Here is an 18,154-nt window from a genome sequence, read left to right as displayed (position 1 = left end):
GCTGGGTGGGCGCGCGCGGTGGTATGTGCGCCGCCTCTACCCCAAGGAGTCCCCTCATGCGTTCGTCCCTCGTCGCCCTCCTCGCCCTGAGCCTGACGGGCTGCGCCACCTCGGGCCCCAGCGCCGCCCAGCGCCGCGCCGCGCAGGTCGGCGCCTATCGCCAACAGCAGGCCGCCGAGGCCGAGCGCGCCGCCGAGCAGGCCCGCGCCGCCGAGCAGGCCGTCCCCGACGCGCCGCCCGCGCCTCCGGCCCCGCCCGCGCCTCCCGCGCCCCCGGCCCCGCCCGTGTCCGCCCAGCCCGGAGGCCCCCGGGAGGGCCTCTACGGCCTGCGGGCCTCCCTGCTCGGCGGCGGGCTGAACACGCAGCAGGCCACCAGCTCCAGCCTGGGCGCGCGCTACTTCTTCTCCGACGCGGTGGGCGTCAACGTCGACGTCGGCTTCCTCTACACGTCCCTCGCCGCGGCGCCCACCACGGGCGCCTCCCTGGGCCTGGGGCTCAACGTCTACGGCGGGAGCGCGGGCCGGGCCCTGCGGCCCTACTTCACGCTCCAGGGCTCGCTCAGCTACGCGGGCAACAACAGCACGAGCGTCACGCTGCTCGGGGCCTCCGTGGGCGGCGGCCTGGAGTACTGGATCGCCCCGCAGCTCTCCGTCAACACCACCCTGGCCGTGGGCGTCTCCACCGTCACGGACGTGGAGGGGATCGCCCTCGGCACCGTGCAGCCCGGCCTCGGCGTGACGCTCTTCCTGGACTGAGCCCCGGCGGGCGGAGCGCTCCTGGTATCCTCCGCGCCCCGAGGAGGGTGCCCCGTGCTCCAGACGACCGAGAGAGTGGTGAAGTGTCCCCAGTGCCAGGCGCCGCTCGCGCCCCGGCGCTTCGCCCCCTCGGTCGTCTGCGACTACTGCGGCACCACCGTGCAGGTGGATCCCCTGGCCGTCCACGCCTCGCGCTTCCAGCGGGCGTGGGCGGAGTGGAACGACCCGGCGACGCACGGCTACACGCAGTGGTGGACGCTGGGCACGAGCCACTGGGCCCCGGGGCCGCGCGTGGGCCAGGGCGGCATGACGGACGTCTACGTCGCCGAGCGGGCCCGCACGCCCACCGAGCGCGTGCTCATCAAGGTGCTGCGCGACCCCGCGCACCTGCCCCTGCTCGACCACGAGTGGGAGGTGCTGCGCGCGCTCCAGGCCAGCCAGGCGGATGGCGCGCCCACCTTCACCGCGCTGCTGCCCCAGCCGGTGACGCGCGGGGAGCTGAGCGCGGGCCCCCACGCGGGCCGGCACGCCCTGGTGCTGCGCTGGCCTGGCGGCTTCGTGCGCACGCTCGAGGACGCGCGCCGCGTCTACCCCGCGGGCGTGCCCCCCCAGACGTCCGTGTGGATGTGGCGGCGCGTCCTGGAGGCCCTCTCGTTCCTTCACCGCTCGGGCTATGTCCACGGGGCGGTGCTGCCGCCCCACCTGCTCGTGCAGACGGGGGAGCACGGCGTGCGGCTGGTGGGCTTCTCCTGCGCGGAGCGCCTCGGCGAGCCCCTGCGCGCCTTCCACCCGTACTACCGCGACTTCTACCCGGGCGACGTCACGGGCACGCGGCGGCTAAGGCCCGAGGACGACGTGGCCATGAGCGCCCGCTGCCTCGTCGCCGTGCTGGGAGGAGACCCCGAGCGCGGGAGCGTGCCCGGCGCCGTGCCCGCGCCCCTGGCGCTGCTCCTGCGCCAGGTGGCCCGGGGCGAATACACCTCGGAGGGGGGGGACCTGGCCTGGACACTGCGCGAGCGGGTTGGTGAAGTGGGCCGCGCGGTCTTCGGTCCCCCGAGCTTCCAGCCGCTCGTCATGCCGTGAGGCGACGGGCCGGACCCACACAGGAGCAGCGACCATGGGGTATGGCAACTACAGCAGCCAGGCGCACGACGCCATCGTGCAGAAGCGCGCGAAGGAGCCCGTCCAGGAGGTGTTTCAACAGACGGGGTGCCATCCGCTGATGAACCCCAAGGGGCTGCGCCTGCGCGAGGCGCGCGACAGCGCGGAGCACCCGAACTCGCTGGGCATCGTGTTCGCGCTGGACGTGACGGGCTCCATGGGCACCATCCCCAAGCTCATGGCCACGCAGATGCTGCCCAAGTTCATGAAGATCCTCACCGACTGCCACGTGAAGGATCCCCAGCTGCTCTTCATGGCGGTGGGTGACGCGACGAGCGATCAGGCCCCGCTGCAGGTGGGCCAGTTCGAGTCCACCGCGCAGCTCATGGACCAGTGGCTCACCTGGAGCTACCTGGAGGGCCGGGGCGGCGGCAACAACCACGAGAGCTACGAGCTGGCGCTCTACACGCTCGCCCAGCACACGGCGATGGACTGCTGGGAGAAGCGCCAGAAGAAGGGCTACGTCTTCCTCACCGGGGACGAGCTGCCCTTTCCCTCGCTGTCCAAGCACGTGGTGGAGAGCCTCATCGGGGACCGGTTGGACCAGGACCTGACGGCCGAGGAGATCGTCGCCGAGCTGCAGAAGACGTTCGTGCCCTTCTTCGTCATCCCGGACCAGAAGCGCCGCGAGAACTGCGAGGCGCGGTGGCGCGAGCTGTTGGGTGACCACGTGCTGTGCATGAGCAACCCCCAGGACATCTGCTACGTGAGCGCGGGCGCCGTGTGCCTGTACGAGGGCCTGGTGCCGGACATGGACGCGCTGGGCCGCGTCTTCAAGGACATGGGCCTGGAGTACGGCGACCTGAGCTCGGTCATGCGCGCGCTCACGCCCCTGGCCGAGGCCCTGGGCCGCACGGGGGGCCCGGCGATGACGGGCGGCAAGTCCCCCGAGGGCGTGCTCGGGCGGATCGTCCAGCTCTTCAAATGACGCGGGGGGCCCGGCGCGTCTCCATCGTCGTGGACCTGGGCTTCGGGGACGCGGGCAAGGGGCTGGTGACGGACTGGCTCGTGCGGCGCGACGGGGCGGGCCTGGTGGTGCGCTACAACGGCGGCGCCCAGGCCGGCCACAACGTCGTCACCCGCGAGGGCCAGCACCACACCTTCGCCCAGTTCGGCGCGGGCGCGTTCGTGCCCGGCGTGCGCACGTTCCTCGCCCACCCCTTCGTGCTGCACCCCACCGCGCTGCTGCTGGAGGGGGACCTGCTGCGCGCGCGGGGCGTGGGCGACATCTTCGAGCGGCTGCGCGTGAGCGAGCGCGCACGCGTCATCACCCCCTTCCACCAGGCGATGAACCGGCTGCGGGAGCTGGCGCGCGGCGAGGCCCGCCATGGCTCGTGCGGAGTGGGCGTGGGCGAGACGGTCCAGGACGCGCTCGCCTTTCCCGAGGACACCGTCCACGCGGGCGACCTGCTCGCCCCCGCCCGCCTCGCGCTCAAGCTCCAGCGCCTCCGCGAGCGCAAGCACGCCGAGCTGCGCGCCCTGTCCCCGCCCGACACCGAGGCCGTGCGCCAGGAGCGCGCCGTGCTCGAGCACCCGGGCGTCATCGACACCTGGCTCGCGCGGACGGCGCGCGTGGCGGCGCTCGGGCTGGTGGCCCCGGACACGACGCTCGGCGCGTGGATGAGGGACACGCCCGCCACCGTGTTCGAGGGCGCCCAGGGCGTGCTGCTCGACGAATGGCGCGGCTTCCACCCCTTCACCACCTGGTCGTGCTGCACGCCGGACAACGCCCTGGCGCTGCTCGCGGACAGCGGCGTGGAGGCCGAGGTGCGGCGCGTGGGCGTGCTGCGCTGCCACGGGGTGCGGCATGGCGCGGGGCCCCTGCCCACCGAGAGCGCGGAGCTGCGGTCGCTCATCTCCGAGCACAACACGCGCAATGACTGGCAGGGCGGCGTGCGCTACGGCTGGTTCGACGCCGTCCTCGCCCGCTACGCCCTGGACGTCGTGGGCGGCGTGGACACGCTCGTGCTCACCCACGTGGACCTGCTCGCGCGGCTGCGCGTCTGGAAGGCCGCCGCGCGCTACCAGGCCCTCACGCGCCTGGAGCCCGCCGCCGCGCCCTCGCTCGCGCACCAGGAGGCGCTCACCCGCGCGCTGCTCGCCGCCACCCCCGTCCTCGACACCCTCCCGCCCCGCGAGGACCTCGTGCTGGCCCACGTCGCGTCGCTGCTCGGCCGGCGCGTGGACTGGGTGGCCAGAGGTCCACGGGCGGATGATGTCTCGCCCTGGATGCCCGCATAGGTGTTCCGGAATGACACCCTTCCCGACCCGCGAGGCCGTGCAATAGCAGACAGGGATATTGCCCTTCGGGCTTCGCGGGGAAAGCAGACAAAGACCGCATATCCCAGGGTGATAGGTTATCCCGGGATGTCTCGTTCATAGTGCTCCTCGCCTCACCACCAAGGAGCAATGGCGATGAAGACCAACAGCATGAAGCGTCAGACGGCGGGTTTCCGGGCGGCGGCGTTCCTCGCGGTGCTTGGCGCCACGGTGGCGCTGGCCCACTCGCCGGACGAGTCGCGCGTGGCCGGCGACGCCGTGGCGCTCGAGGAAGTGGTGCTCGTCTCCAAGACGACGTCGGCCGAGGGCGTCAGCGGCAACCTGGACCTGCCCCTGCTGGGCGGTGGCGGGGGCGGCGGCCTGCCGCTGGTGGGAGGCCTGCCCCTGCTGGGCAGCCTGCCCCTGCTGGGCAACTGACACGCCCTGCCGCCTCCCTTACCCCCACCCCCGAGCCCTCTTCCGCCCCCGGGAGCGCGGCCCCCGCCGCGCTTCCGGGTGAGCCGGAGCCTCCATGCATCCGACTTCCCTCCTCCCGCCACCGCGGCATGTGCTCGCGGTGGGAGCGGCGCTCGTGCATCTGCTGCTGGTGCTCTGCTCGGTGCTGCACGTGCCCCATCCCGGACGGCCGCTGCGCTTCTATGCCCAGTGGAGCGGCGCCGACCGTCAGTACAAGTTCTTCGCCCCGGACATCACCCCCTCGGTGCGGGTGACCTTCGAGACCACGCTCGAGTCCGGCGAGCGCGTGCGCGAGGAGCTGCGCACCGCGGACGACGTGATGGACGTGCGCATGTATTGCCTGTCCTTGAACTTCCATCTGCTGGGCGGCCAGGACGACATCGCGCGCGCCTGGGCCGCGAAGGTGTTTGGCCGGCACGCCACGGCCCGCTCCGTCTCGCTGCGGATGGAGGAGTTCCGGCTGCCCCCCCTGGCGCGCTACCACGAGGGGCAACGCCCCCACTGGGCCGAGCGCTACCAGGCCTCGTTCGAGCGCCGTCCGGCGTCCGTCGCCCAGGCGGTCCGGCCATGAAGGCCACCCGGCTGGTCGCGTTCTTCCTGGCCCCGTCCTCGCCCCGGCCCCTGGGCGTGTTCCGCATCGGCGTGTCGCTCGTGCTCCTGGCGCAGGCCTGGAGCCTGGCCGGACACATCCAGGAGCTGTTCGGGGACCGGGGCCTGACGCCCTGGAGCATCACCGCGCCCCTGGCCTCGCCGTGGATGCCCCGGGTGGAGACCTGGGTGGCGCTCGCGCGGCCCTGGGGACTCAACGCGCGCGAGAGCATCCAGGCGCTCTGCTGCGCGTACGCGCTGGCGCTCGCGGCGCTGCTCGTGGGCTGGCGCACCCGGCCGGCGGCGACGCTGGCCTGGCTCCTCCACGCGGTGTTGATGAACAGCGCGCCCCTGTTCATCTACGGCGTGGAGGTCTTCGCCCACATCAGCCTCTTCTATTGCGTGGTCCTGCCCGTGGGCGCGGCCTTCGCGCTGGACGTGAGAGCGGGTCGGACCTCGGACGCGCCCTCGGCCATGGCCACCCTGGGCCTGCGCGTGCTGCAGTTGCACCTGTGTCTGGTCTACGTCTCCTCGGGCGTGGAGAAGGCGCTGGGCGCGACGTGGCAGCAGGGCACGGCCGTCTGGGACGCGGTGATGCAACCCCAGTTCTTCCGCTTCGATCTCACGTGGCTGGCGCACCAGCCGTGGGTGTCCATGGCGGCGAGCTGGGGAACGCTGCTCGTCGAGGTGGGGTATGGCGTGTTCATCTGGCCCCGCCAGACGCGGCTGTTCTGGGTGCTGCTCACCCTGGGCCTGCACGCGGGCATCGCGCTGTTCATGGGGCTGTGGCTGTTCAGCGGCATCATGGCGGTGCTCACCTTCGCCGCCTTCGGCTGGGAGGCGCTCGGAGCGGCGCCCCGGCATTTCGCTCGCGCGCGCCAACGGGTCTGACCTACAGTCCGTCGCGCGCCCAGGCCGTGTGAGCGCCTTCACAGGGGGGGACAGGGCATGTCCCGGATCGCCGCTCACGCAGGTCTCGCCGTCGTCCTGGTCTTTCTCGCGGGCTGTGACACGCCCCCGCCCCCGCGGCCGCCCCCCGAGGACGCCGGTCCCGGAACGGTGCAACTGATGGCCACGCTCCCCCCGACGCCCCCGGGATACATCACGCGCGTCACCGCCACCCTCTTCTCCGAGGGCCAGGCGCCCCGCGTGCTCGACCTGACCGCCACGCCCGAGGGCTGGACGGAGGAGCTCGTGGGCCTGCCCGCCCTCGGCGCCTACACCGTGGTCGCCCAGGGCTTCGATGCCGCCCACGTGCTGCATTACGAGAGCGACGACGAGCACTTCACCTTCCCCGCCCGCGGCACGCAGACCAAGCCCATCCCCCTGCGGGACCGGGGGGGACACCCGATTCCGGAGATCACCCGCGCCAGCCAGTCGAGCCCCACGGCCGAGCCGGGCCAGACGCTCACCTTCGAGGTGGAGGCGCGAGACCCCCTGGCCACGCCGCTCGCCCTCTCCTGGACGGCCAACGTGGGCGAGGTGAGCGAGGACAGGACCCGGAACACGTTCACCTGGACGGCGCCCGCGTGCGTCGCCACGACCGCGACGCCGAGCGTCCTCGTCACCGTCACCAACTTCTTCGGCGCCACGGCCACCCGGAGCTTCCCGGTGGCGGGCCTGCCGACGTGCGGCCCGGGAAGGTGGACGCCCACGGGCACGCTGCTCACCGCCCGCGACAACCACACCGCGACGCTGCTGGCCACGGGCCAGGTGCTCGTCGCCGGCGGCTACCGCCAGGGCGCCACCTCCCCGCAGGACCGCTACCTGGCGTCCGCGGAGCTGTATGACCCGGCCACGGGCACCTGGAGCGCCACGGGCTCCTTGCGCTTCGCGCGCGCCACGCATGAGGCGGTCCGGCTCGCCGATGGCCGGGTGCTCGTCGTGGGCGGATGGGCGACCCATGGCACCATCGAGCGGTCCGCGGAGCTGTATGACCCGGCCACGGGCACCTGGAGTCCCACGGGCTCCACGCACTACCCGCGCCGCGGGCATACGCTGACGCCGCTGCGCGATGGCCGGGTGTTCCTCGAGGGCGTGGAGGGGGGGTCGAGCACGTCGGAGGTGTACAGCCCGGCCACGGGCACCTGGAGCAAGGCGGGCACCCCGCCGGGCTCGCGTCGCCGCGCGCACGCCGCGGCGCCGCTGCCCGACGGCACGGTGCTCGTCACGGGCGGCGCCGTCGGCCTCCAGGACTACTTGAGCGTCACGGAGGTGTACGACCCGGTCACGGACACCTTCCGCGACGCGGCCGACCTCCGCGAGGCCCGCGCCTACCTCACGGCGACGTCGCTCTTCGATGGCTCGGTGCTCGTCACGGGCGGCGAGCGCGGCGGGACGCTGGTGGAGCGCTACGAGCCGGCCGCGGACGCCTGGCGGCTGGAGGGAGCGCTGAGCACGCCTCGCGCCAGGCACCGGGCGGCCCGGCTGTCCACGGGCGTGGTGCTCGTCGCGGGGGGCAACACCCCGGACGCCCTCAAGACGGCGGAGCTCTACGACCCGGCCACGGGGCAGTGGAGCCCCACCGTCCCCATGAACTCCGGGCGCGACGACTTCACGATGACGCCGCTCCTCGATGGCCGGGTGCTCGTGATGGGCAACAACGGGAGGAACTCGACCTCGGACACGCCGGAGCTCTACGAACAGGCGCCGCGCCCCTGAGCCCCCGGCTCACGGCGCGTGGAGCGCCTCGGCCGTCCACGTCGCATGGGGCCGCACGCTGAGCGCGGTGTACGCGTCCAGGTAGGCGTCCACCATGCGGCGCGGCGTGAAGGACAGGGCCCGGGCGCGCGCCCGGCCCGCCCGGCACTCGCGCTCGGCCGGATGGTCCATCAACCAGCGCAGGGCACGGGCGAGCCCCTCCGCGTCGTCCGGGTGGACGAAGAGCGCGGCGTCGCCCCACACCTCGCGCAGGCTCGGGATGTCGCCGAGCACCAGCGCGCAGCCGGCCAGCGCCGCCTCCAGGGCGGACAGGCCAAAGGGCTCGTAGCGCGCGGGCATGGCGTAGACGGCCGCCCGGCCCATCCACGCCGCGAGCTCCCACGGCCGCAGGGCCCCGAGCGCGTTCAGGGCCGAGCCGCGCGACAGCTCCCCCGCGACCCGCACGGGAAAGGGCAGCCCGGGCGCGATGGCCTCAAGCACCGCCAGGTTGCCGGCCTCGTCCCACTCCCGGCCCGCGGCGAGCACGAAGGACTCCTTGGCATCCGGCAGGAAGCACTCCGCGCGCCGCGCGTGGGGGATGACCCGGGCGGAGGCGAAGTGGCCATGCCACCGCTCGGCCGCGGCGAGCATCGCCGTGGTGGGCGCCACCACGCAGTCCGCGCCGCGCAGGCCCCGGGCCGCCTCGTGCTGGTAGAGCGTGTAGCGCTCGGGCGCCCGGCTCCCCTTCACGCCCTCCCACCAGACGAGCGGGCAGGTGTGCAGCACCGCCAGCGACGGCGCCCGCCAGGCGAGCGCGCCCAGGGTGTGGTCGTTGAGGTGGACGATGTCGGGAGACAGCCGCGCCTCCAGCTCCAACAACCACGTCTCCTCGTCGAGGGACTCGGCGCGGTCCTGGCTCTCGTGCAACCCCAGCCCGGGAATCTCGCGCACCTCCATCCATTGCGCGACGGACAAGGGCGCCCCCAATGTCGCGAGCTCCACACGGACCCCGCGCTCGACGAGCGCCCGGCTGAGCTCCAGGGCGTACGTCCACACCCCACCCAGTGGCGAGGCGGTCATCAGGACCCGCTGCACCGGAGCAAGCGTGCGAGCACGTGGGCGCTGAGCAAGGGATGTCACGGGCATTTCCTCCTCCCTCGGGAAGCCCGGTCAGGACCGGGCGTGGAGCCCACCGGGGGGAAGGCTCCAACAACGCAAAAACAGTAAGCACCGGGCTCGGGGGCGCGACCCCCGCCTCCGGTCTCCCTTCCCGGGCCGTGAACGTCTCGTGCCTGGCGGCAGTGCCACTGCCCGGAAGGAGGAGGGCGCCCCGAGACGTTCGCTGAAGGACGGGCGGACGGGCGGGTCCACCAAGCGCAACTGACCGGGCTCATCACCCCGGGTCGCGCGACGCGGAGACGCGGGGTGCGCCCGGGGATGACAGCGGGAGGCACGGGGGGCATAACTTCCCCGTGACACCTCCGCCCGAACCCGCCGTGGACGCGCCCCCTGTCTCCGAGCGGGGCACGCGCCTGGCCTCCATCGCCGTGGCGAGCGCCCTGTTCATGGAGTTCGTCGACTCCACGGCGCTGTCCACCGCGCTGCCCTCGCTGGCCACGGCGTTCGGCAGCGATCCGGTGCACCTCAAGCTCGCGCTCACCTCCTATATCCTGGCCCTGGCGGTGGTGGCGCCCGCGAGCGGGTGGATCGCCGACCGCTTCGGCCCCCGGCGCGTGTTCCTCACCGCGATGGTCGTGTTCCTGGTGGGCTCGGTGCTCTGCGGCTTCTCCCAGTCACTCGCCCAGCTCGTGGTGTTCCGCATGGTGCAGGGCGCGGGTGGGGCGCTCATGGTGCCGGTGGGTCGGCTCATCGTGGTGAGCGCCGCGCCGCGCGAGCGGCTCGTGTCGGCGATGAGCTGGTTCACCATGCCCGCGCTGGTGGGCCCGCTGGTGGGCCCGCCCCTGGCCGGCTTCATCCTGGGCATCGCCAGCTGGCCGTGGATCTTCTTCGTCAACGTGCCGGTGGGCGTGCTGGGCATCCTCGCGGTGATGCGCTTCGTGCCGCCGCTGCACCAGCCGGACCCGGGCCGCTTCGACCTCAAGGGCTTCCTTTTGGTGGCCGTGGGCATCACCGCGCTGGTGGGCACCGCGGAGATCGCCGGCGTGGGCCTGGTGCCGCTCGGCGTGCAGGTGGGCACGGCGCTGTTCGCCCTGGGGATGTTCGGCGCGTACGTGCGCCACGCGCTGCGCCACCCGCGGCCGGTGCTCGACCTGCGGCTCTTGCGCGTGGACACGTACCGGGCGAGCCTCGTGGGCGGCACGGTGGTGCGCCTGGGCCTGGGCGCCACGCCCTTCCTGCTGCCCCTGCTCTTCCAGATGGCGCTCGGGTGGGGGCCATTCGAGACGGGCCTCATCACCATCGCCACGGGCCTGGGCGCCATGGCGTGCAAGCCCGTGGCGCCCGGCGTCATCCGCCGCTTCGGCTTCCGCTCCACGCTCATCCTGTCCAACTTCATCACCGCGGGCGTCACGGCGCTGCCCGCCTTCTTCCGGCCGGGCACGCCGGTGGCGCTCATGGCCTTCCTGCTGCTCGCGGCCGGCTTCATGCGCTCCCTGCAGTTCACCGCCCTCAACACGGTGGCCTACGCGGACATCCCCCCGTCCACCGTCAGCGGCGCCTCCACGCTCGCGGTGGTGACGCAGCAGATGGCCCTGAGCGTGGGCATCAGCTTCGGCGGCCTGATGCTGCACCTGGCGCGCGGTGGGAGCGCCGAGGGCACCGCCATGACGCCCCAGCAGTTCATGCTGCCCTTCCTGGCGGTGGGCGTGGTGACGGCGCTGTCCGGCCCCCTGTTCCACCGGCTCTCCCCGGACGCGGGCGCCACCATCGGCGGGCGCCGCCCCGCGCCCCGCGAGGCCTGAGCGGTCGGACTCAGCGCTTGGGTGCGCGCAGGGCCTCGCCCGCGCGCCGCACGAGCGCCTCCTCCGCCACCGGGTCGAACGTGATCTCCCCGCCCTGGAGCGAGGGCATCCGCGCGAGGGCTTCCCGCGCCACCGTGGGCACCTGGATGGCGAAGGGAGGCGCCGGGGCGTACTCGATCATCAACTGGATGGCCTGGGCCATCTCCGGGCCCGCCAGCTCCGCCGCGAGCGTCAGGCCGAAGTCGATGCCCGCCGTGACGCCGCCGCCCGTCAGGACGTTCCCATCCCGCACCACGCGCCCCGTGTCGGGGATGGCGCCGAGGTGCGTGAGCTGCTCGCGCATCGCCCAGTGACACGCCGCCCGCCGCCCCTGCAGCAGCCCCGCCGCCCCGAGGATGAGCGAGCCCGTGCACACCGAGGTGACGAAGCGCGCCGTGGACGCCAGTCGACGCACGCCCTCCATGAAGACGGGGTTCTCCACCGCCGGCCCGATGGGCCCGCCCGGCACGCACAACACATCACACCGCTCCACGTCCTCCAGCCGCGTCAGGGGCTGGAGCGTCAGCGCGCCCTCGCGGATGGGCTGGCCGCCCACGGAGGCGAAGATCTGCCGCGCGCCCGGCAGCGCGCCGAACACCGCCTGCGGCCCCATGAAGTCCAGAAACGACACTCCCGGGTAGAGAAGGAAGACAATGTCGAGCTGCGTGGCCATGGATGAACCTCCGTGTCTGGTTTGACGGGAGGCAGTGTGTCTTGTCAGGCTCATGTCCGAAAGGACGTAGATCCCTCGTTTTCGGACATGGCGCGAGACATTGGCTTCCTCCTCTTCCCGGCGTTCAACATCCTCGACTTCACGGGGCCAGTGGCCGTGTTCGAGGACCCCTGGGACACGCCGGAGTACCGGCTCCGGATGCTGTCCCTGCACGGCGGGCCGGTCCTGAGCTCCTCCGGCGTGACGGTGCTGACGGAGCCATGGGACGCCCCCGTGTTCGACACGCTCGTGGTGGTGGGGGGCCCGGGCACGCGCTGGGCGATGGAGTCCCTGACGTTCTTGAGCTTCGTGCGCGAGGCGGCGGCCCACTCGCGGCGGGTGGCGAGCATCTGCTCGGGCGCGGGCATCCTGGCGGCAGCGGGGCTGCTCGACGACCGCGCGGCCACCACGCACTGGCGCTTCGCCGCGGAATTGCAGCGGTGCTACCCGCGCGTGCGCGTGGACGCCGAGCGCATCTTCATCCAGGACGGCCCCATCTGGACGTCGGCGGGCGTCTCCGCGGGCATCGACCTGGCGCTCGCGATGGTGGAGGAGGACCTGGGCCTGGAGGCCTCGCGCGAGCGGGCGAGGGACCTGGTCGTCTACCACCGCCGTCCGGGAGGCCAGTCCCAGTTCTCCGCCCTGCTCGAGCTGGAGCCGGCCACGGACCGCATCCGCCAGACGCTCACGTTCGCGCGCGAGCACCTGCACGAGTCCTTGTCCGTGGACAGGCTCGCCCAGGTGGCCTGCCTGAGCACGCGGCAGTTCGCCCGGGAGTTCCAGGCGGAGACGGGGCAGACGCCCGCCAAGGCCATCGAGCAGCTGCGCGCGGAGGCGGCCCGGGCACGGCTGGAGGCGGGCTCCGAGTCCATCGAGCAGGTGGCCGAGGCGGTGGGCTTCGGGGATGCCGAGCGCATGCGCCGGGCCTTCGCGCGGGTGTTCGGCCAGACGCCCCAGGCGCTCCGGCGGCTCGTGCGCGGGGCGGCGCTCTGAGAGCGGCTACCCCTTGCCCACGACCTTCTTGAGGAAGCCCCAGAAGCGACCCGAGCGCTCCTTGAGGTCCTGACCGCGGCGCTCCTCGGCGGCCTGGGCGGCGTCCTTGGCCACGCCCAGGCGGTGGCGCAGCTCCTCGGGGGAGTAGCGCGTGGCGAGCGTGGCCTTCATCTCCTTGCGCGTCGAGTACTCCTGGGCGTTGACGTGCAGCACGCATTCGGAGTCCAGCCGCAGCGTCACCGCCACGCGCACCGCGCCCTTGGGGCCCTTGGGCAGCCCCTCGAGCCGTACCGTGCCCAGGTACTCGTTGGCGGAGATGTGCGTGTCCTCGCCCTGGAAGATGGACAGCTCCATCACCTCCTCGTTGTCGCGGGTGGTGGAGATGGCGAAGGAGCGCTGGGCGGGCAGGGGCGTGTTGCGCTCGATGACGCGGGTGAAGGCGCCGCCCGGCATGGCCACGCCGATGGTCATGGGCAGCACGTCGATGAGCACCACGCTGCTCACGCGGTCCACCGCGCTCGAGTAGAGCGCCGCGCCCAGGGCGACGGCCTCGTCGGTGTTGACGCCCGCGTGGGGGGCCCGGCCGAACATCTCCTTGAGCTTCTCGCGCACGAGCGGCATGCGGCTCTGGCCGCCCACGAGCAGGATGTCGTCCACGTCCCCCACGCGCAGCTTGGCGTCCAGGAGCACGTCACCCACCACGTCCAGCGTGCGCAGCACCATGGGCATGCACACCGCTTCCATCTCCGCGCGCGTGAGCGTGACGTGCAGGTCCCGTGGGCGCCCCGCGTCGTCCATCATCAGCATGGGGATGTGGACCTCGTAGCTGTTGGACTCGCTGAGCGCCACCTTGGCGCGCTCGGCCGCGTCCGTCACGCGCGAGAGCGCCACACGGTCCCCCTGGAAGTGGACCTTCTCCTGCTTGAGGAAGCGCTCGAGCATCAGGTCCACGAGCTTGTTGTCGAAGTCCATGCCGCCCAGGAAGATGTCGCCGCCGGTGGCCATGACCTCGAACACGTTCTTGTCGATGCGCAGCACCGTGGCGTCGAAGGTACCGCCGCCCAGGTCATAAACGAGCACCCGCTTGGCCATGTCCCGGTTGAGGCCGTAGGCGAGCGCCGCCGAGGTGGGCTCGTTGAGGATGCGCTCCACCTTGAGGCCCGCCATCCACCCGGCGCGGCGCACCGCCTCGCGCTGCGGCTCGGAGTAGTACGCGGGCACCGTCACCACCGCGCGCTCCACCTTCTGGCCCAGGTGCTGCTCGGCCAGCTCCTTGCACTCGCGAAGGATGATGCCCTGGACTTCCTCCAGGGACAGCACGTGCTCGCCCATGCGCACCGCGGCGCGCCCGCGCGCGTCCGGCATGATCTCGTAGTGGAAGCGCTCGCGCACCTGGTTCACCACGGCGCTGTCGAAGGGCCGGCCCACGAGCCGCTTGGCGCCGTAGATGGTCTGCTCGGGGCGCAAGAGCACCTGGCTCTTGGCGCGGTGGCTCACCAGCAGCTTGCCCTGCGAGGAGAGCGACACCACCGAGGGGATGGTGTTGTAGCCCTCGCGCGAGCGCAGGACGATGGGCTTGTTGTTGGCCATCACCGCCACGCACGAGTTGGAGGTGCCCAGGTCCACGCCGATGACGGGCCCCTTGCCCTCGATGTCGCCCGTGGGCGGCGTGAGGAAGACGGTGCGCACCTGGCCCGGGGACGTCTTGGGCTCGGGCGGCAGGGCGGCGGGCTTCGCCGGGGCGAGCGTGGGCGCGACCGCCGGAGTCGACACGGTGGGCCGGGCCGCGGGCGGGGGCGCGACGGCCGGGGTGGACGCGGTGGGCCGGGCCGCGGGGGGCACGACCACCGGGGTGGACACGGTGGGCCGGGCCACGGGCGCGGGGGGCGGCGGGGCCGGCGCGGGCTTCTTCGCCACGGGCCGCGAGGGCTGATGTCCCGCCACGGGCCGGGCGAACTCCAGGGGCTCGTCGTCCTCGGAGGAGTCCAGCTCCAGCTCCACCGCGCTGCCGCGCTGCGCGGGCGCCGGGGCCGGCGCGGGCGGCGCCACCGGGGCGGGGGCCGCGGGCACCGGCGTGGCCGCCGCCGAGAGGTCCGTCAGGCCGAAGTCCTTGGGCCCCTGGGGCGAGTACTCGTCGTCCGGACCGAGGTCGAAGGGATCGGCCTCGGCCGCGGCGGCGGGCACGGGCGTGAAGGCGAGCAATTCGTCGAGCGAGATGTCGACGGCGCTGGTCGGGCGCGGCGGCGGGGGCGGCTGGGGCGGCGGCGCCACGGGCGCGGCCGGCCGGGGCGGCGGCGCGGCGGCGGCCGGCTTGGGCGCGGGCGTCAGCGCGGGCGCCACCGCGGGGATGTGGACGGCGGAGGCGCGCGGGGGCACGGGCGGAACGATGGGGGCCACGGGCGCCACGACGGGCGCCACGGAGGGCAGCTTCGTCGAGGAGGGGGCCGCGACGGCGGGGGGCGCCGCGCGCTGGGCGATGACGGTGCTCTTGTGCGTGAGCATCCGCTCGACGATGGACTCCGAGGCCGTGTCCAGCTCGGTGAACTGGATGCCCATGCCCGCGGGACCCGTCACGTCCTCCACGGGCCGCGTCCAGCGCACCACCGCCGAGCCCTTGAGCATCCGCTGGCCATCGGCGATGCGCACCTCGAAGCGCACCGGCGTGCCCACCGGCTGGGGCTCGCGCGAGCGGATGAACATGCCCCCGGGGCTGATGTTGACGGCGTACTCCTGGATGAAGCTGACGACGCTCGTGTGCTTGAGCTTCACCAACAGGCCCACGGCCTTGCGTTCCGCGTTGCGCCGACCCTGATCCATCCTCGGACTGTCGCGGGTCCGACCGCCTCGCTCAAGTGTTTCCGCTGGGACTGGCCCGCCAGAGCAAGGCAGTGGGCACCCGGCGTCCGGGAAGTTGCCCGTCAAGCAACCGATTGACGGCCTGGGGGTGAGGCCGGTGTCACGGGGCGAGAAGCCGCACGAAGGCGTCCTGGTCCCCCGAGGCCACATCGCCCCGGCGCTGCAGGCCGGTGAGCACGTAGCCGCCGCGAGGGAGCACGGCCAGGCCCGTCCCGGTCACCTCGCAGGTCTCCCCCTCGCACGCCCCGGGCGTCACGGGGCGCTGCGCGTACACGTCGCCCTCGGCCGAGTAGGTGCTCAGGGTGTCGCCACAGAGGACCACGACCTGACCGGTCGCATCGAGCGCGAGCGCGGGCGCCGTGGGGGACGCGCCGCAGGCGAGCGGTCCGGACCAGCGCTCCTCGGCCTCGGGTCCCAGGGCGAGCACGAAGGCGCCGGGCGGCAGCGTGGTGCCGCCCCAGGGGAAGGACGCGGCGGCCTCGCCCACGAGCTCGACGCCCCCGTCCGCGGCCACCTTCACGCCCGAGACCTGGACGTCCGCGCCGCGCGCCTCCCGGCTCCAGACGAGGCGGCCCTGGGCGTCGAAGGCGAGCACGATCAGGCTCGACACGTCCGGCGCGCCCAGCGTCCGGCCGTCCACGTTCAGCACGCCCTCGAGCCGACCCGCCACCACCCGCTCGCCCGACGGGCCGAGCGCCAGCGCACGCAGGGCCGAGCCCGGCGCCACGGCGTCGAAGCGCCGCGACCAGGAGAGTTCCCCCTCGGCGTCATACCGGGCCAGCAGGGGGGCCCGGCCATTCGTCCAGTCCTCGCCGAGCACGAGCACCCCGCCCTCGGCGTCCGCCACCGACGCGTACACCTTCTGGCCCACGCGCCGCTGCCAGAGCGCCGTGCCGTCCTCCTCGGAGAACTTCACCAGGAAGCCCCGGGAGGCCGCGCCCAGGCCGAAGTCGATGTCGTACAGGAAGGCGTTGCCCGTCACGAAGAGCGCGCCCCCGGGCGAGGCCACCACCCGCAGCGCGTCCACGCGGTTGCGGGGGAACTCGCGCGTCCACAGCCCCGTCCCGTCCGGCGCGTAGTGCGACAGGTGGAGCGCCAGCCGCTCGCCTTCCACGGGCTCGCGCTCCGCGTCCTGCCGGGGCGTGGACACCCACACCACCGACACGTTCCCCGCGCCATCCACGGCCACGCCCGTGCCCACGTCGTCCTGCGGCCCGCCGAAGCCCCGGAACCAGGGGGTGACCACCGGGGACACCGGCCGCGGCGGCACGGACTCCGCGCCCTCCGAGGCCTGCTCGCTCGTGGGCACGGACGCCGGGGGGAGCTCCGCCTCCAGGCCCTCGGCGGGTCCACCGCACGCGGCCGACAGGCCGAGCAGCGCCAGGCAGAAGAGGCCCTTCTTCCACACGGGGGCGTTGGGATGTCCGGACACGCGGTGCATGGGATGGCTCCTTCCGTTCTCCTGGCCAACAGCGGCCCCCGGAGAAACGAAACCGGTGGAAGGTAATGGGCCATGCCCGCGCGTCATCCCCTTCCCGTCCGCGCCCGCCACACTCCCCCGGAGGGCAGGAGGGCGGGCCCGGAGACGGGCCCGGCGGTGGACAAGGAGTCAGGAATAGCCCGGGGGTCCAACCGTTGGCCGCCTACGTTCGAGTCACGGCGCCGTCGCGAAACGCTTGGTCCCCGTGCCTTCCCGCGATTAAGAAAACGGTCCTCATGGAAAGCGCCGCCCCCACCGACCCCTCCGCCGCCCCGGCCCCCACGAACGAGGATCTCCAGGCCGTCGCGGAGCTCGCCCAGGCCAAGGCCCAGATTCAAGCGCAGATCGAGAAGCGCGTCGTGGGGCAGCGCGAGGTGGTGGACCACCTGCTCATCTCGCTCTTCGCCCGCGGCCACTGCCTCTTCGTGGGCGTGCCCGGCCTGGCCAAGACGCTGCTCATCTCCACGCTGGCGGACGTGCTCAACCTGTCCTTCAACCGCATCCAGTTCACCCCGGACCTGATGCCCTCGGACATCACCGGCACGGACATCCTGGAGGAGGACAAGGCCACGGGGCACCGCGCCTTCCGCTTCCTCAAGGGTCCGCTCTTCGCGAACATCATCCTCGCGGACGAGGTGAACCGCACGCCGCCCAAGACGCAGGCCGCCCTGCTCCAGGCCATGCAGGAGTACCGCGTCACCGCCGGTGGCCGCACCTACCCGCTGGAGCTGCCCTTCCTCGTCTTCGCCACGCAGAACCCCATCGAGCAGGAGGGCACCTACCCGCTGCCCGAGGCCCAGCTCGACCGCTTCATGTTCCTGGTGGACGTGGGCTACCCCACGGCCGAGGAAGAGGTGCAGATCGTCAAGGCGACCACGGGCGGCACGCCCCCGCCCTTGGAGAAGATCCTCTCGCCCGAGCGCATCCTCGCGCTGCAGGCGCTGGTGCGGCGGGTGCCGGTGCCGGACCACGTGGTGCGCTACGCGGTGGAGCTCGTGCGCCACACCCGGCCCAAGGAGCCCGGCGTGCCGGACTTCATCCAGAAGAACGTGTCCTGGGGCGCGGGCCCGCGCGCCAGCCAGTACCTGGTGCTCGCGGCCAAGGCGCGCGCCATCCTCCAGGGGCGCTTCGTGGCGTCGGTGGAGGACGTGAAGGCGGTGGCCCGGCCCGTGCTTCGCCACCGCGTGCTGCCCAACTTCACCGCGGAGAGCGAGGGCCTCACGTCCGTGAAGCTCGTGGATCAGCTCCTCGCGCTGGTGAAGGGATAGCGCCC

The 18,154-nt window shown here is 73.2% G+C and carries 15 protein-coding genes; 11 read left to right on the top strand and 4 right to left on the bottom strand.

Annotated features, from left to right (window positions below):
* The first annotated feature begins 56 nt into the window (after nucleotides 1-56).
* From I3V78_RS07245 to I3V78_RS07210, 8 genes are all read left to right on the top strand, one after another.
* On the top strand, nucleotides 57-755 hold the full coding sequence (locus I3V78_RS07245; protein ID WP_204485581.1) for a hypothetical protein: 699 nt from the start codon (nucleotides 57-59) through the stop codon (nucleotides 753-755).
* Between the two features lie 54 nt (nucleotides 756-809).
* Nucleotides 810-1,838 (top strand): serine/threonine-protein kinase, encoded by a 1,029-nt coding sequence (locus tag I3V78_RS07240; RefSeq protein WP_204485580.1) that lies wholly within the window; start codon nucleotides 810-812, stop codon nucleotides 1,836-1,838.
* Nucleotides 1,839-1,872: 34 nt separating this feature from the next.
* Entirely contained in the window at nucleotides 1,873-2,844 is a 972-nt protein-coding gene (locus tag I3V78_RS07235; protein WP_204485579.1) for a VWA domain-containing protein, read from the top strand.
* Nucleotides 2,841-4,157 (top strand): adenylosuccinate synthetase, encoded by a 1,317-nt coding sequence (locus I3V78_RS07230; protein ID WP_204485578.1) that lies wholly within the window; start codon nucleotides 2,841-2,843, stop codon nucleotides 4,155-4,157. Before I3V78_RS07235 ends, I3V78_RS07230 begins: the two co-directional genes overlap by 4 nt.
* Nucleotides 4,158-4,331: 174 nt before the next feature.
* Nucleotides 4,332-4,613 (top strand): hypothetical protein, encoded by a 282-nt coding sequence (locus I3V78_RS07225; protein WP_204485577.1) that lies wholly within the window; start codon nucleotides 4,332-4,334, stop codon nucleotides 4,611-4,613.
* A gap of 94 nt (nucleotides 4,614-4,707) precedes the next feature.
* Nucleotides 4,708-5,223 carry a hypothetical protein gene (locus tag I3V78_RS07220; protein WP_204485576.1) on the top strand — a complete coding sequence of 172 codons (516 nt, stop codon included), beginning with the start codon at nucleotides 4,708-4,710 and terminating at the stop codon, nucleotides 5,221-5,223.
* A complete protein-coding gene (locus I3V78_RS07215) occupies nucleotides 5,220-6,131 on the top strand; it encodes an HTTM domain-containing protein (RefSeq protein ID WP_204485575.1) in 912 nt (303 codons plus the stop codon). The genes I3V78_RS07220 and I3V78_RS07215 overlap by 4 nt, the downstream gene beginning before the upstream one ends.
* A gap of 57 nt (nucleotides 6,132-6,188) precedes the next feature.
* Nucleotides 6,189-7,901 carry a Kelch repeat-containing protein gene (locus tag I3V78_RS07210; RefSeq protein WP_204485574.1) on the top strand — a complete coding sequence of 571 codons (1,713 nt, stop codon included), beginning with the start codon at nucleotides 6,189-6,191 and terminating at the stop codon, nucleotides 7,899-7,901.
* A 9-nt stretch (nucleotides 7,902-7,910) separates the two neighbouring features.
* Here I3V78_RS07210 and I3V78_RS07205 read toward each other — a convergent pair whose 3' ends face one another.
* Nucleotides 7,911-8,960 (bottom strand): glycosyltransferase family 4 protein, encoded by a 1,050-nt coding sequence (locus I3V78_RS07205; protein WP_204485573.1) that lies wholly within the window; start codon nucleotides 8,958-8,960, stop codon nucleotides 7,911-7,913.
* A gap of 416 nt (nucleotides 8,961-9,376) precedes the next feature.
* Between I3V78_RS07205 and I3V78_RS07200 the strand changes: the two genes are divergently transcribed.
* Nucleotides 9,377-10,801: a DHA2 family efflux MFS transporter permease subunit gene (locus tag I3V78_RS07200; protein WP_338023483.1), complete on the top strand. Its 1,425-nt coding sequence runs from the start codon at nucleotides 9,377-9,379 to the stop codon at nucleotides 10,799-10,801.
* A gap of 10 nt (nucleotides 10,802-10,811) precedes the next feature.
* On the opposite strand, the gene I3V78_RS07195 is transcribed toward I3V78_RS07200, so the two are convergent.
* A complete protein-coding gene (locus I3V78_RS07195; RefSeq protein WP_204485572.1) occupies nucleotides 10,812-11,513 on the bottom strand; it encodes a DJ-1/PfpI family protein in 702 nt (233 codons plus the stop codon).
* Nucleotides 11,514-11,600: 87 nt separating this feature from the next.
* Here I3V78_RS07195 and I3V78_RS07190 point away from each other — a divergent pair, with 87 nt between their 5' ends.
* Entirely contained in the window at nucleotides 11,601-12,545 is a 945-nt protein-coding gene (locus I3V78_RS07190; RefSeq protein WP_204485571.1) for a GlxA family transcriptional regulator, read from the top strand.
* Nucleotides 12,546-12,551: 6 nt separating this feature from the next.
* On the opposite strand, the gene I3V78_RS07185 is transcribed toward I3V78_RS07190, so the two are convergent.
* Both I3V78_RS07185 and I3V78_RS07180 read right to left on the bottom strand, forming a co-directional pair.
* Nucleotides 12,552-15,362: a TIGR02266 family protein gene (locus I3V78_RS07185; protein ID WP_204485570.1), complete on the bottom strand. Its 2,811-nt coding sequence runs from the start codon at nucleotides 15,360-15,362 to the stop codon at nucleotides 12,552-12,554.
* A 139-nt stretch (nucleotides 15,363-15,501) separates the two neighbouring features.
* A complete protein-coding gene (locus tag I3V78_RS07180; RefSeq protein WP_204485569.1) occupies nucleotides 15,502-16,842 on the bottom strand; it encodes an outer membrane protein assembly factor BamB family protein in 1,341 nt (446 codons plus the stop codon).
* 275 nt (nucleotides 16,843-17,117) lie between these two features.
* Between I3V78_RS07180 and I3V78_RS07175 the strand changes: the two genes are divergently transcribed.
* Nucleotides 17,118-18,149 carry an AAA family ATPase gene (locus I3V78_RS07175; RefSeq protein WP_204485568.1) on the top strand — a complete coding sequence of 344 codons (1,032 nt, stop codon included), beginning with the start codon at nucleotides 17,118-17,120 and terminating at the stop codon, nucleotides 18,147-18,149.
* The last annotated feature ends 5 nt before the right edge of the window (nucleotides 18,150-18,154 follow it).

It is taken from the genome of Archangium primigenium, from assembly GCF_016904885.1.
Taxonomy (GTDB): Bacteria; Myxococcota; Myxococcia; order Myxococcales; family Myxococcaceae; genus Cystobacter; species Cystobacter primigenius.
The sequence above is the reverse complement of the archived record's forward strand: the minus strand, read 5'-3'. Positions and strand labels throughout refer to the sequence as shown.